This is a genomic window from Arthrobacter sp. Ms25, assembly GCF_059090365.1.
The window spans coordinates 206,913-221,605 of record NZ_JBNHFP010000004.1; the positions used below are offsets into that span (position 1 = coordinate 206,913).

Annotated in this window: 10 protein-coding genes; all 10 read left to right on the top strand. The window is 65.6% G+C overall.

The features are described from left to right. The first annotated feature begins 1 nt into the window (after window position 1). The 10 genes from pcaC (at window position 2) to AC5RT8_RS12535 (ending at window position 14,684) form a co-directional block, all read left to right on the top strand. Window positions 2-406: a 4-carboxymuconolactone decarboxylase gene (gene pcaC, locus AC5RT8_RS12490; RefSeq protein WP_494096040.1), complete on the top strand. Its 405-nt coding sequence runs from the start codon at window positions 2-4 to the stop codon at window positions 404-406. Between the two features lie 57 nt (window positions 407-463). Further along, on the top strand, window positions 464-1,663 hold the full coding sequence (locus AC5RT8_RS12495; protein WP_494096041.1) for a thiolase family protein: 1,200 nt from the start codon (window positions 464-466) through the stop codon (window positions 1,661-1,663). 22 nt (window positions 1,664-1,685) lie between these two features. Then, entirely contained in the window at window positions 1,686-2,369 is a 684-nt protein-coding gene (locus AC5RT8_RS12500; RefSeq protein ID WP_494096042.1) for a 3-oxoacid CoA-transferase subunit A, read from the top strand. Beyond that, window positions 2,366-3,031: a 3-oxoacid CoA-transferase subunit B gene (locus AC5RT8_RS12505; protein WP_494096043.1), complete on the top strand. Its 666-nt coding sequence runs from the start codon at window positions 2,366-2,368 to the stop codon at window positions 3,029-3,031. The genes AC5RT8_RS12500 and AC5RT8_RS12505 overlap by 4 nt, the downstream gene beginning before the upstream one ends. Window positions 3,032-3,050: 19 nt before the next feature. Continuing rightward, window positions 3,051-3,833 (top strand): IclR family transcriptional regulator domain-containing protein, encoded by a 783-nt coding sequence (locus AC5RT8_RS12510; protein WP_494096044.1) that lies wholly within the window; start codon window positions 3,051-3,053, stop codon window positions 3,831-3,833. Window positions 3,834-4,175: 342 nt separating this feature from the next. Beyond that, window positions 4,176-4,550, top strand: a complete 375-nt coding sequence (gene rpsL, locus AC5RT8_RS12515; RefSeq protein WP_055239341.1) for a 30S ribosomal protein S12 — start codon at window positions 4,176-4,178, stop codon at window positions 4,548-4,550. A 1-nt stretch (window position 4,551) separates the two neighbouring features. Beyond that, window positions 4,552-5,022 (top strand): 30S ribosomal protein S7, encoded by a 471-nt coding sequence (gene rpsG / locus AC5RT8_RS12520; protein WP_146361062.1) that lies wholly within the window; start codon window positions 4,552-4,554, stop codon window positions 5,020-5,022. A 113-nt stretch (window positions 5,023-5,135) separates the two neighbouring features. Then, on the top strand, window positions 5,136-7,250 hold the full coding sequence (fusA, locus tag AC5RT8_RS12525; protein WP_494096045.1) for an elongation factor G: 2,115 nt from the start codon (window positions 5,136-5,138) through the stop codon (window positions 7,248-7,250). Between the two features lie 219 nt (window positions 7,251-7,469). Continuing rightward, window positions 7,470-8,660, top strand: coding sequence for an elongation factor Tu (gene tuf / locus AC5RT8_RS12530; RefSeq protein WP_146361066.1), 1,191 nt, complete (start codon window positions 7,470-7,472; stop codon window positions 8,658-8,660). A gap of 798 nt (window positions 8,661-9,458) precedes the next feature. Continuing rightward, window positions 9,459-14,684, top strand: a complete 5,226-nt coding sequence (locus tag AC5RT8_RS12535; protein WP_494096046.1) for a hypothetical protein — start codon at window positions 9,459-9,461, stop codon at window positions 14,682-14,684. Window positions 14,685-14,693 lie beyond the last annotated feature (9 nt).

The following is a 14,693-nucleotide window of genomic DNA, read 5'->3' on the forward strand; positions in this document are numbered from 1 at the left end:
AGTGATCGCAGATGCTAACAAGAGCCGCCAGGACGTCTACAACGAGGGCATGGCGGTGCGCCGCGAGGTCCTCGGCGCCGAGCATGTGGACCGGGCCAATGCGGGCAAGGACGAATTCACCACCGACTTCCAGGACCTGATCACCCAGTACGCCTGGGGCACCATCTGGACCCGGCCGGGCCTGCCGCGCACCATGCGCAGTGCCATCACGCTGACGGCACTGATCGCCCACGGCCACCTGGAGGAGTTCGCCATGCACGTGAAGGCCGCACTGCGCAACGGCCTCGACCGGAACGAGATCAAGGAGATCGTCCTGCAGTCCGCCATCTACTGCGGCGTCCCTGCCGCCAACTCCGCCTTCAAGGTGGCCCAGGGCGTTTTCCGCGAGATCGACGCCGCGGCCTGAGCCGCGGCGCGTTTCCCTCCCACATCCAGTTTCCGCTTTCACGTTCAAGGAGCACCGGTGAACCAGGCCTATATCTACGACGCAGTCCGCACCCCCTTCGGCAAATTCGGCGGAGCCCTCGCCGGCGTCCGCCCGGACGACCTGGCCGCCCAGGTCCTGAAGGCCTCCGTGGCCCGGGCGCCCGGCCTGGACCTCGAACGGATCGACGAAGTGGTCTTCGGCAACGCCAACGGAGCAGGCGAGGAAAACCGCAATGTTGCCCGGATGGCCACCCTGCTGGCCGGCCTGCCCACCTCCATCCCGGGCACCACGGTCAACCGGCTGTGCGGTTCCTCGCTCGATGCGGCGCTGATTGCCTCACGGCAGATCAACACCGGAGAGGCGGACCTGATGCTCATCGGCGGCGTCGAGTCCATGAGCCGCGCCCCCTGGGTGCTGCCCAAGAACGAGAAGCCGTATCCGGCAGGAGATGCCACCCTGGCCTCCACCACGCTGGGCTGGCGGCTGGTCAACCCGGCCATGCCCAAGGAATGGACCGTCTCCCTGGGCGAGGCCACCGAGCAGCTGCGCGAGAAGTACGGCATTACGCGCGAACGCCAGGACGAGTTCGCGGCCGCGTCCCACGCATCGGCGGCACAGGCGTGGGACGAGGGCAAGTATGCGAACCTGACCGTCGCCGTCGACGGCGTGGACCTGGACCGCGACGAAAGCATCCGCGCCGGGTCCACGGTGGAGAAGCTCGCCACGCTGCGCACTGTGTTCCGGCCTGTGTCCGAGGACGCTTCGGGCGGCACCGTCACCGCCGGCAACGCCTCGCCCCTGAACGACGGAGCCTCCGCAGCGTGGCTGGGAAGCGAAAACGCCGCCGACCTGCTCGGCCTGGCACCGCTGGCACGGATCGCCGGCCGCGGCGCCGCCGCCAACGAGCCGCAGTTCTTCGGCTACGCCCCGGTGGAAGCGGCCAACACGGCACTGAAGCGTGCGGGCATCAGCTGGGGCGACGTCGGCGCCGTCGAACTGAACGAGGCCTTCGCGGCCCAGTCCCTGGCCTGCCTGGATGCCTGGGACGTAGACCCCGGCATCGTCAACGCCTGGGGCGGCGCCGTCGCCATCGGCCATCCGCTCGGCGCATCCGGTACCCGCATCCTGGGCACGCTGGCCCGCCGGCTGCAGGATTCGGGGGAGCGGTGGGGTGTGGCCGCCATCTGCATCGGCGTGGGGCAGGGCCTCGCCGTCGTGCTCGAAAACGCCAACTAGGAATCCACAGGTAAGGAATATCGTGCTCAACATTGTGCAGGACGTCGATGAGGCAGTCGCGCCCATCCACGACGGTGCCACCGTCATGATCGGCGGGTTCGGCCGGGCCGGGCAGCCGGTGGAGCTCATTGAGGCGCTGCTGCGCCAGGGCGCCAGGGACCTGACCGTCGTCAACAACAACGCCGGCAACGGCGAACAGGGCCTGGCGGCCCTGATCGGCGCCGGGCAGGTGAAGAAGATCATTTGTTCATTCCCCCGGCAGTCGGACTCGCAGATTTTCGACGCCAAGTACCGTGCCGGGGAGATCGAACTGGAGCTGGTGCCCCAGGGCAACCTGGCCGAGCGCATCCGCGCCGCCGGTGCCGGCATCGGCGGATTCTTCACGCCCACGGCTTACGGCACCCCGCTGGCCGAAGGCAAGGAGACCCGCATGATCGACGGCCGAGGCTATGTCTTCGAAACGCCGCTGCACGCGGACTTCGCCCTGGTGAAGGCACTGCGCGCAGACAAGGCAGGCAACCTGGTCTACCGCAAGACCGCCCGGAATTTCGGGCCGATCATGGCCGCCGCGGCGAAGACTGCGATCGTGCAGGTCCGCGACATTGTCGAGATCGGCGACATGGACCCCGAAAACGTGGTCACCCCCGGAATCTACGTCAACACCCTGGTCCGCGTGGACCGGGAGAAAGCGCCGGCTGCAGCATGAGCAACGGAACCGAAAAGCTGGGAAAGAACGAGCTCGCCGCCCTCGTGGCGGCCGATATCGCCCCCGGATCCTTCGTGAACCTGGGCATCGGCCAGCCGACCCTGGTCTCCAACTACCTCCGGCCCGAGCAGCACGTCACCCTGCACACCGAAAACGGAATGCTCGGCATGGGACCCGAGGCCACCGGCGACGAGGTCGACCCGGACCTGATCAACGCGGGCAAGATCCCGGTGACGGAGCTGCCCGGGGCATCCTACTTCCACCACGCAGACTCTTTTGCCATCATGCGCGGAGGACATCTGGATGTCTGCGTCCTGGGCGCCTTCCAGGTCTCCGCCTCCGGCGACCTGGCGAACTGGCACACCGGTGCCCCGGATGCCATTCCCGCCGTGGGCGGGGCGATGGACCTGGCGACCGGTGCAAAGGACGTGTACGTGATGATGTCCCTGTTCACCAAGGACGGCCTCAGCAAATTGGTGAAGGAATGCAGCTACCCGCTCACGGGGGTGGGGTGCGTTACCCGCGTCTACACTAGTGAAGCGGTCTTCCTCCTGAAGGAGGAGGGCGTCCACGTCCGTGAAACCTTCGGCACCACGTTCGAAGACCTGGCCGCCAGAATGGAAATCCCGCTGATCCGCGCTGCGGCAGACGGCAGGCAGTAACACACCACTTGGGGGACAGATGAGCGGGACGGCACCGGCCAGCGACCAGTTCGTACAGTCGCTGGCCCGCGGCCTTACGGTCATCCGGGCCTTTGACGCCGAGCACGTCCGGATGACCCTGAGCGAGGTTTCCCGCCGCACCGGGCTGACGCGGGCCACGGCCCGGCGCTTCCTGCTCACCCTGGGTGCACTGGGCTACGTGCGGACCGACGGGCGGACCTTCGAACTGACGGCCCTGGTCCTACAGCTCGGATACTCCTACCTTTCGGGGCAGTCACTGCCCCAGCTCACCCAGCCGGTGCTCGAGGACCTTTCCCGGGAAATCTCCGAATCGACCTCGGCGTCCGTGCTGGACGGAGACGAGATTGTCTACATCGCACGTATCCATACCCGCCGGCTGATGACGGTCGGGATCAGCGTGGGCACCCGCTTCCCCGCCTATGCCACCTCCATGGGCAGGGTCCTGCTGGCCGGGCTTCCGGAAGAGCGCTTCGAGGACTACGTCTCCACGGCGCAGCTGCGGCCGCTGACCGAGCGCACGGTCACCGACCCGGACCGCCTGCGCGCCCTCGTGGCGCGGACGCGGGAACAGGGCTGGGCCCTCGTGGACCAGGAACTGGAACTGGGACTGCGCTCCGTGGCCGTTCCCGTGCTGGATCCGCAGGGCACCGTGGTGGCAGCTTTGAACACGTCCATGCAGGCGACCCCGGGGCTTACGCTGGAAGAGGCAGCTGCCCGCGTGCTGCCGCACCTGTTGCAGGCTTCGGCCACCATCACCGCGGCGCTGAGCGCCAGGAGTTAGTGACGCTCCTCGCACTTTCCGCCGGTAGGCGTTAAGTCTGCTAGACTGAAAACCAATTGTTTGTGTGGCAGTGGATGAAGGCCGCTCGCGTGCCCTCCGTGGAGAGATACTCGGAGGAATGCATTCCGAAAGGAATGGGCGGGCCTGTTTCCGGGTTGCGGGGTCCTTGCGCAACGAATGCCACACTTTTGCACGCCTACGGTCGCTTTCGGCGAGAATATCGGAACTTCTCGGGGCATTGCGGCAACGACTTGAAGCGCGTCGCCCCTGTAGTTGGCTTCCAGCCGGCAGCGGGACGAGGCAACCAGAGAATTATCTCGAGAAAAAACGGAGAACACGAAAGTGCCTACGATTCAGCAGCTGGTCCGCAAGGGCCGCTCACCCAAGGTCTCCAAGACCAAGGCTCCTGCCCTTAAGGGCAGCCCGATGCGCCGTGGTGTCTGCACCCGCGTTTACACCACCACCCCGAAGAAGCCGAACTCGGCTCTGCGTAAGGTTGCACGTGTCCGCCTCAACGGCGGCGTCGAAGTAACCGCTTACATCCCCGGTGTGGGTCACAACCTTCAGGAACACTCCATCGTGCTGGTGCGCGGCGGTCGTGTGAAGGACCTTCCCGGTGTCCGCTACAAGATTGTCCGCGGTGCCCTCGATACCCAGGGTGTCAAGAACCGCAAGCAGGCTCGCAGCCGCTACGGCGCGAAGATGGAGAAGAAGTAATATGCCCCGCAAGGGTCCGGCCCCCAAGCGGCCGCTCGTACTGGATCCCGTCTACGGCTCCCCGCTGGTCACGCAGCTGATCAACAAGGTTCTGGTAGACGGCAAGAAGTCCACCGCAGAGCGCATCGTTTACGGTGCACTTGCAGGCGCCCAGGAGAAGACCGGACAGGATCCGGTTGCAGCCCTGAAGAAGGCCATGGACAACATCAAGCCGAGCCTTGAGGTCAAGTCCCGCCGCGTCGGCGGCGCCACCTACCAGGTTCCCGTCGAGGTCAAGCCGGGCCGTGCAACTGCACTGGCACTGCGCTGGCTCGTCGGCTACTCCAAGGCCCGCCGCGAGAAGACGATGACCGAGCGTCTGCGCAACGAAATCCTGGACGCTTCCAACGGTCTTGGTGCAGCTGTGAAGCGCCGCGAGGACACCCACAAGATGGCCGAGTCCAACAAGGCCTTCGCCCACTACCGCTGGTAAAACGCCAAGCCAACGGCGGCAGCCGGTGACGGCCCTGCTGCCCGCAGATGCGGGCCGCAGGGCTTGAGCCGGATAAGCACCGTTGGCGGAAGCAACCAAAATAGGGAGAAACCGTGGCACTTGACGTGCTTACCGACCTGAACAAGGTCCGCAATATCGGCATCATGGCCCACATCGATGCTGGCAAGACGACTACAACCGAGCGCATCCTGTTCTACACGGGTGTCAACCACAAGATCGGCGAGACGCACGACGGCGCGTCCACCATGGACTGGATGGCACAGGAGCAGGAGCGGGGTATCACCATTACCTCCGCAGCTACCACGTGCTACTGGGACGACAACCAGATCAACATCATCGACACCCCGGGTCACGTTGACTTCACTGTCGAGGTTGAGCGGTCCCTGCGCGTCCTCGACGGCGCTGTCGCTGTCTTCGACGGCAAGGAAGGCGTTGAGCCGCAGTCCGAGACTGTCTGGCGCCAGGCCGATAAGTACGATGTGCCGCGTATCTGCTTCGTCAACAAGATGGACAAGCTCGGCGCCGACTTCTACTTCACCGTAGATACGATCATCAACCGCTTGGGTGCCAAGCCGCTGGTTCTCCAGCTGCCGATCGGCTCCGAGAGCGAGTTCGAGGGCGTTGTTGACCTCCTCGAAATGCGTGCACTCACCTGGCGCGGCGACGCCAAGGGTGACGTGACCATGGGCGCCAAGTACGAAATCGAGCCGATCCCCGCAGACCTGCAGGAAAAGGCTGAAGAGTACCGCGCACAGCTGGTCGAGACCGTTGCTGAAGCCAGTGACGAACTGATGAACAAGTACCTCGAGGGCGAAGAGCTCAGCATTGCCGAGCTTAAGGCCGGCATCCGCAAGCTGACCATCAACTCCGAGGTCTACCCGGTTCTGTGTGGTTCTGCCTTCAAGAACCGCGGTGTGCAGCCGATGCTGGACGCCGTCGTCGACTACCTGCCCAGCCCGTTGGACGTGCCGAACATCAAGGGCCACGACATCCGCGACGAAGAGGTCATCCTCGAACGCGCCGCTGACGCCAACGCTCCGTTCTCCGCTCTGGCCTTCAAGGTTGTGACGCACCCGTTCTTCGGTCGTCTGACCTACATCCGCGTGTACTCCGGTCACGCTGCTTCCGGCGCCCAGGTCATGAACGCGACCAAGCAGAAGAAGGAGCGCATCGGAAAGCTCTTCCAGATGCACGCCAACAAGGAAAACCCGGTCGAGGAAATTACGACGGGCCACATTTACGCCGCCATCGGCCTGAAGGATACGACCACGGGTGATACCCTGTGCGACCTGCAGGACCCGATCGTGCTGGAATCCATGAGCTTCCCGGAGCCCGTGATTTCCGTGGCCATCGAGCCGAAGACCAAGGGTGACCAGGAGAAGCTCTCCACGGCCATCCAGAAGCTCTCCGAAGAGGATCCGACCTTCCAGGTTTCCCTCGACGAAGACACCGGCCAGACGATCATCGCCGGCATGGGCGAGCTCCACCTGGACATCCTGGTGGACCGCATGCGCCGCGAGTTCCGCGTCGAGGCAAACGTGGGCAAGCCCCAGGTTGCCTACCGTGAAACGATCCGCCGTGCAGTCGCCAAGCACGACTACACGCACAAGAAGCAGACCGGTGGTTCGGGTCAGTTCGCTAAGATCCAGATCGCCATCGAGCCGCTGGATACGTCCGACGGCACGTTCTACGAATTCGAGAACAAGGTCACCGGTGGTCGCGTTCCGCGCGAATACATCCCCAGCGTTGACCAGGGTATCCAGAGCGCCCTTACTGACGGTGTGCTCGCCGGTTACCCGGTTGTCGGCATCAAGGCGACGCTGCTTGACGGCGCTTACCACGACGTCGACTCCTCGGAAATGGCGTTCAAGATTGCCGGACGTCAGGCCTTCAAGGAAGCCGCACGTATGGCAAGCCCGGTCCTGCTCGAACCGCTGATGGATGTTGAAGTCCGCACCCCTGAGGAATACATGGGTGAAGTTATCGGTGACATCAACTCCCGTCGCGGCCAGATGCAGTCCATGGAAGATGCAGCCGGCGTAAAGGTCATCCGGGCACACGTCCCGCTGTCCGGCATGTTCGGTTACATCGGCGACCTGCGGTCCAAGACCCAGGGCCGCGCCGTGTACTCCATGTCCTTCAACAGCTACGCCGAGGTCCCGAAGGCAGTTGCCGACGAGATCATCCAGAAGACGCGCGGCGAGTAAAACTTGGAGGGTGGAACGGTTTATCCCGCGACACCCGCCGTGTGTGCCTGGTCCGGGTTTCGGCCCGGACCGGGCGCATAGCCAAACTGAGCGGCCTCGCCAGGCTGCTGCGGAAATCGGCAATTTCATCAAATAAACAGCCCCCAGTAGACTTACATCAGTTTCAGTTGCGAAAAGCGCGGCTGGAGATTGAGTCTTCTAACTCTCTAGGAGGAACCCGTGGCGAAGGCAAAGTTCGAGCGGACTAAGCCGCACGTCAACATCGGCACCATTGGTCACGTTGACCATGGAAAGACGACGCTGACCGCTGCCATTTCGAAGGTGCTTGCTGACAAGTACCCTGATCTGAACGAAAAGCGCGATTTCGCTGCTATCGACTCTGCACCTGAAGAGCGCCAGCGCGGTATCACCATCAACATCTCGCACATCGAGTACCAGACCGAGAAGCGCCACTACGCACACGTAGACGCCCCCGGCCACGCTGACTACATCAAGAACATGATCACTGGTGCAGCTCAGATGGACGGCGCAATCCTCGTGGTTGCCGCTACCGACGGTCCGATGGCCCAGACCCGCGAGCACGTTCTGCTCGCCCGCCAGGTAGGCGTTCCCTACCTGCTGGTCGCACTGAACAAGTCCGACATGGTTGACGACGAAGAACTGCTCGACCTCGTGGAAATGGAAGTTCGCGAACTGCTGAGCTCCCAGGACTTCGACGGCGACAACGCTCCCGTCGTCCGCGTTTCCGGCCTCAAGGCTCTGGAAGGCGACCCCAAGTGGGTTGCTTCCGTTGAGGAGCTCATGGAAGCCGTTGACAACAACGTGCCGGACCCCGTTCGCGACAAGGACAAGCCGTTCCTGATGCCGATCGAGGACGTCTTCACGATCACCGGTCGTGGAACCGTTGTCACGGGCCGCGCCGAGCGCGGTACCCTCGCCATCAACTCCGAGGTCGAGATCGTCGGCATCCGTCCGGTCCAGAAGACCACGGTTACCGGTATCGAGATGTTCCACAAGCAGCTTGACGAAGCATGGGCCGGCGAGAACTGTGGCCTGCTGCTCCGCGGCATCAAGCGCGAAGACGTAGAGCGTGGCCAGGTTGTCGTGAAGCCGGGTTCCATCACCCCGCACACCGACTTCGAAGCCAACGTCTACATCCTGTCCAAGGATGAAGGCGGACGCCACAACCCGTTCTACTCGAACTACCGCCCGCAGTTCTACTTCCGTACCACGGACGTAACCGGCGTCATCACCCTCCCCGAGGGCACTGAAATGGTTATGCCCGGCGACAACACTGAGATGACCGTTGAGCTCATCCAGCCGATCGCTATGGAAGAGGGCCTCGGCTTCGCTATCCGCGAAGGCGGCCGCACCGTTGGATCAGGCCGCGTCACCAAGATCATCAAGTAATTTGATGATTTAGCCTGAACCGTTTCGGTTCTCAGCAGGGCCCCGTTGTTTCGGCAGCGGGGTCCTGCTGCTTTTAACGCCGCCTTTAACCACGGGACGCCGGGGCCTTACACATACGCGGCCTTCGGGCACGGCCACGAGCATCCCCGGCTGCGGGGGAGTCCACTCTTCCTCCACACCGTTCCGGTGGGCGGCAGCCGGGGAACGGTATACACAGCGGAATCACGCTGTTACGGAAGTGTGCGCTGGCACACCCTAGGATGGTCTCCAGTCGAACTCACACCGGAAGGTAGCGGTTTCATGGGGGTCTTTCTTCTTTTCCTGGCGGCCGTCGCAGCCAGCTTCGCCATCGGGCGGTCGACGGGCAGGAAAGCGGCCCGACCGGTGGACAGCCAAGGCCGGCCGCTGCCGCCTCCCGCCCAGATCTATGAAGAGGGATACCAGGCGGGATACCGGGACGCCTCCACACGCCTCCAGCAGTCCCCGGCATCCAGTGCATCGGATCGTTCCCCGGAGCAGGCGCTGTCGGCTCTGCAGGCCCCCGCGGCTCCGGCATCCTTTCCGGCTCCCGCCGCTCCACCCGTTTCGACTCCCGCTCCCGCAGCCGCAACGGCTGCGACTCCGGCTCCCGCGGCACCGGCTCCACCTGCACCTGCCGCTTCATATGTGTCCACCTACGCGGCGCCCTCGTCTCCCTCTCCCTCTCCATCTCCTGCTCCGGCCCCGGCGTCCCCCTCCGCTGGACCGGGAGGCGTCCCGCCGGCCGCTCCGTTTGCCGCTCAGCCGGTTGTTTCATGGGTGTCCGGAGGTCCCGTTCCGCGGAAACCGGCTCCGTCACGGCTCGTACCGCCGAAACCGGCTCCGCCGGTCAAGACCGAGGCCGAGCTAAAGGAGGAAAAACGCCGTCGCGACCTGCGGAACATCAACATCACGCTTTACTCTGCGAGCCTCCTGCTGGTGGCTGCCGCGGCATTGTTCATTGGCCTGGCCATCCCGGCGGAGGCCCGCTTCTTCGGCGTCGTCGCCGTCACGGCGCTGTTCTATGTCTCGGGGCTGGTCATCCACGGCCGGAGCACCCGTCTGCGGCCCGCGGCCGTAGCTTTTACGGGAACGGGCCTGGCCCTGATCCCGGTGGTCGGACTCGCCCTGTTCAACTTCGTGCTTCCGGACGGACCTTGGGCCTGGCTGGTGACCTCGGTGGCCGGAACCGCGGCGTTTGCCTACGCAGCGGCCAGGATCGAGAGCCGGGTGGTCACGTATCTCGCCCTGACTTTCCTGTTGTCCTCGGGCCTCGCAACCGGTGCGGCCCTGCGCTGGGGGATCGTCTGGTATTTCCTTTCCACGGTCATCCTCGCGACCCTGATCAGTGTTGCCGCGCTGCGGCGTCCGGCCTGGTTGAACAATCTCTACGTTGAGGCGTTTGTCCGCTCCCACCGCTATCTTGTGCCGGCGACGGCCGCCGCATCCGTTCAGATGTCCGGCCAGCTGAGCGCGGCACAGCTTGGTGTCCTGTTCCTGGCCTTCGCCCTCTACTACGCCGTAATGCTCTGGCAGGGACCGGCCCGCCACCAGTTGGTCAACGGCTACGGGCTGCGGGCAGCCGGCACGGTCGGCCTCACATCCCTGTTCTATTCCTTCACCGACAGCACCCAGCTGACGCTGTTCGCATTCGCGGTGCAGGTCGCAGCCCAGACCGCAGGAGTCCTGGTCCGCCGCCCCGCGTACGGTGCCGCAGCATTGCTGCAGGTCGCAGCACGGACCAGCGGGTTGCCGCTGGACCGGGACCTCGATGGGTCCGCGGTCCCGGCAGGAACGGTATCGGCGGGACACCCCGGTATCCGGGCCGCAGGACGCGGTGAAAAGTCCATGCCACGACCCCCGGCTCCGCCCGCCCCACCGGCGACTTCCGGTCCAGTGGTCCCGCCGGGACCACTGGACACACGCGGACGACTGGTCCCGCCCGCCCCGCCGGCGGAAGCCGTCAGCCTCAAGAAAAAACCAGGGGTCGCCCCCGAAGATGCAGCACGCAGATTCTTCCGGGCGGATGTGGCAGCCTTGTTGGTTCTTCAAGCCTGCACCTCACTGGCAGCCGGACTCTGGTACGTGGTCGATGAGTGGCAGTCATCGGGAAGTTCCACTGTTTTCACCGCAACCGCCCTTGTGGCCCTGGTGACGTATCTGACTACCGCGTGGAAACTGGGCGGACGGCTTGAACACACCGTGCTGGTGCCCGCCGTCCTCGCCTTTGTGCCCAATGCGCTGATTCCCGGGGGAGCACTGTGGCCCGGGGTTGCGGCCACCGCGGTCCTAGAGGGCTACCTGGTGGTCCGCGCGCTGCGGGGCAGCGCCGCGGAACGCACGGTATTCGTGCTCGCCGCGCGCGCTGCTGCCGTCCTGCTGGTGTCCCTGACGGTCTTTGCAGCCCTTACGGGAGGGCCCGGGGCAGGGGCGGTAGCCTGGGCCCTGGTAACTGCAGTAGTCGCGTTGACGGTCAACCAGGCCGTTTCGGCTGTACGGGCCCGGCGTGCCGAGGGCGAACGTTTTTCGGCTGCCGTCATCACCGGTGCCGCCGGCGCAGCAGCCGCCCTGACCCTGCTGCTCCGTGGTGAGGAATCCCCGGAGCCGGTACTGACCGTGGTGGCACTGTGGGCGGTTGTGGCCGGGAACGTCCTGACCGCCGTGCTGCGGCCCGCCGGAAGGTACCTCCTTGCCGCACCGGCGGGATTCACTGCCGCTGCGCTGATGGGTGCCGGCATCTTGGGCATCCGGGGCTATGAACTGCTCACGGCCGCTGCGCTTGGCTACTGTGCCGTCCTTGCGTGGAAACTTGCCCCCCGGACGCACCGGACCTATTACCTCGCGGCAGGACAGATCCACCTGACGGCGCTGGCCGCCTTGGTAGCCGCAGACCTAGGAGCCGGGGTGCAGGGAATCTTCACTGCCATGGCGGCCTGCCTGGCCGTCCAGCACCTCCTGCGGATCCTCCTGGACCGGAAACTGCGCGGACTCGGCCTGTCCCGAGCACTCCTGTGGGCAACCCTTACCGTGCTCGCTGCGCTGGCGCCGCTTTATTACATCCTGACCTACACGTCTGCCGACCCGGATACCGGAGTCGTCCTGCTGCTTGCCGGTGTCTTCCCGGCAGTCCTCACCCAAGGCGCCTACACGCTGGCGGCGGCAGGCCGGACCCGCTTCGATGGGGCCCCGGGTCCGAATGCTTCCATAGCTGCCGTCACCGCGGCAGGACTGGTGCTGCTGCTGGTCACCGGTATACGGGCGGCGGAGGTCAACGGCTCAGTTGCTACCGTGGCTGTCCTTGCAGCAGCGCTCAGTGCGAATGTGTTCACGGCGCTGATGCTTCGCCGCAGCTGGCCGGCGCTGACCGCGCCGGCAGGCTTCGCGGCTGCCGCCGTCGTCGGCGCCGGCGTCCTGGGGATTCGCGGGTACGGGATCCTGGTGCTGGCAGCCCTCGCGTTCTGCACGTACCTCATCATGGGACGGAACAACCCCCTCCGCGGCGGTTATCTCCTGGCTGCCCACATCTTGGGGATTGTCCTGTCCGGGCTGGTGGCGATGGACCTGACCGGGGATGTGCACTGGGTCTTCGCTGCGGTGGCCGTCAGCATCGCCGCCGGAATGCTGCTGCGGACCCTGCTGGCCCGAAAGCTGGAACCGCTGGGGCTGGCGGCCTGGGCGCAATGGGGCGGACTGGCTGCAGCGGCCGGAGTTCCCTTGGCATATGTCGTCCTGCAGGACCCGGCAGTGCGGAGCGGCATGCTGATGTTCCTGGTCCTGTGCGCGGCGGCGGTGGCGCTGTTCAGCCAGCTGGCCGCCGCCTTCCGGGTGCGGAAGGGGACCCCGCCGGAGTTCGCAGACCAGTTCCTCGCAACGGCCATACTGGCGGCGCTGCTGGCTACTCTCGCTACCCGCGGAATTGAGGGGCAGGGGACCGGCTGGACGCTGGCACTGATCTGGACTGCGCTGGCCGCCAATGTTGCCACTTCGCTGCTGCTGCCCGAACGGTATGCAGCTGCGGCGTTGGCTGGATTTGCTGCTGCAGCTGGGGTAGGAGCTGGGGTGCTGGGGGTGCGCGGCTATGAGCTGCTGGTTCTGAGCGCGCTGGCCTATTGTGCCTACCGTGCACGGAAGGCCGGAATGCCCGACCGCGGTTCCTACCTGCTGGGCGTGCAGGGCCTGCTGGTGATCCAGACGGTACTCGTGGCTGCCGACCTTGGAGCCGGCGTGCATGGCCTGTTCCTTGCAGGGGCGGTGGCCCTGACGCTGGCGCAGTTGCTCCGCAACCTGCTGGAGCACCGCCTCGATGTGTCCGGAGACTCGGAAACGGCGCAGTGGCTGAGCATCGCATTGCTGGGACTGCTTCCCGTCTTTTACGGTTTCGTTGCGGAGACGGCAGCCCAACGGGACGTGGCGGCCGCAGTCCTGCTCCTGCTGCTCGTGACCGCCTCGGCAGAGTTCACGCGTCGGCGCAAGGAGGATCATCCCAGGTCGGCTTGGGTTCTCTATCCCTCCGGCGTAGCCCTGGGAGCCCTTGTGCTGGTCCTTAGCGGCCTGCCGGAGTTCAGCGGCAGGGGACTGCTTCCGGAACCCTTCCTCGTGGCCGGTGCCCCGGGGGCGGTCCTGCTTGTCCTCGCCGCGGCGGCATTGGCGGGGGAGGCGCGCCGGTCCCTGGACCTGCCGACCCGAACTGCACTGCTGACGGCGGCCATCGGCTACACCGCCGCCGTGCTCGTGATCAGCCTGCAAACAGGGAACCGCTTCCTGTCGGCAGCGGCCTTTGCCCTGGGGGCCGGCATCTTCCTGGTGCTGTCCCATACCCGCAGCCGCCCGTGGCTGGTCCTGGGAACTCCGGTCCTGCTAACGGCAGGAATGATGTTCCTGTTCGGGAGGCTCTTCGATACGGTCCTTGCCGGCAGTGCAGAGGCCGGCTTCGCATCGCTGTTGCCGTTCTGGGCTGCGGCCGCCGTTCTCCAGGCACTGCGTCTCCTCACCCGGTTGAACCCGCTCCCGACTTCCCGGTACGGGGATGCAGCGGCTGGCGTTTCACCCTCCCGGTATGGCGATGCCGCCGGCATTTCACCTTCCCGGCTCCAACGGCGCATCCTGGGCTCGGCCTCGGCCCTTATACCGGTTATGGCCGGCATCCCCGCGATGGCCATGGACACCTCCGCCGTTGCGGGTTCGCTGACGGTAATGGCCGCCTTGGCACTGGCCCTCATCGAAGTTCCCGGCCGGTTCCGCGAGCCGGCCGCACAGGCTGCGGTGCTGGTGGCTGCACTGGCCGTACAACGAATGGGGTGGCTTGCCCTTGGCAGCGTCAGCGGATTCTGGTCCCTGCAGTACTGGGCCGTAATTCTGGCCGGATTGGCCGCTTTCGAGTTCCTTCGCCAACGTGAGAGGCGAGGAACCGCGGTTCTGACGGTTGCGGCCGTCATTCTTTCCGCCAGTGGTCTCTCGACGGTGGTTTTCGGCGGCGGCGGCAAGCAGCTCTGGGCGCTGGTGGCACATGCCGGGCTCCTGGCCTTCGGGCTCCTGGCGAGCAGGAGGTTGTTCACCCTGTGGGGTGCAGCGGGCGTTGTGCTGGCGGTGCTTTGGTACCTGCGCGGCTACACGTTCCTTCTCCTGGCCCTGCTGGGCATCGGGCTGATAGCCCTGGCAGTCTGGCGGCTCACCCGCGTGCGGACTGAGGAGCCCGGGAACCCATCCGCGGAGGCGCCTGTTCGCGGCATGCCTGAGGGTGCGCAGCCGCCGGTCCCCGTGTCCGCCTCTCCGTTCCCGCAGGCGCCCGTATCCTCACCTCCGTTCCCGCCCGCCCCAGCGCCGGCGCAGTCGCCGGCCCCGGGGTCTGCGTTCCCGGAGGCGCCAGCGTCCGCACCTCCGCTCCCGCCGGCCCCGGCGAACCCGGCCACCGTGAATCCGGCGCCGGGGAGAACCGGGGGCGCGGAGGCCGGCCCTTCGGGACCGGACGATGACACCGGATCCGGATCCGGAACAGCAACAGGCTAAGGGGGAGTG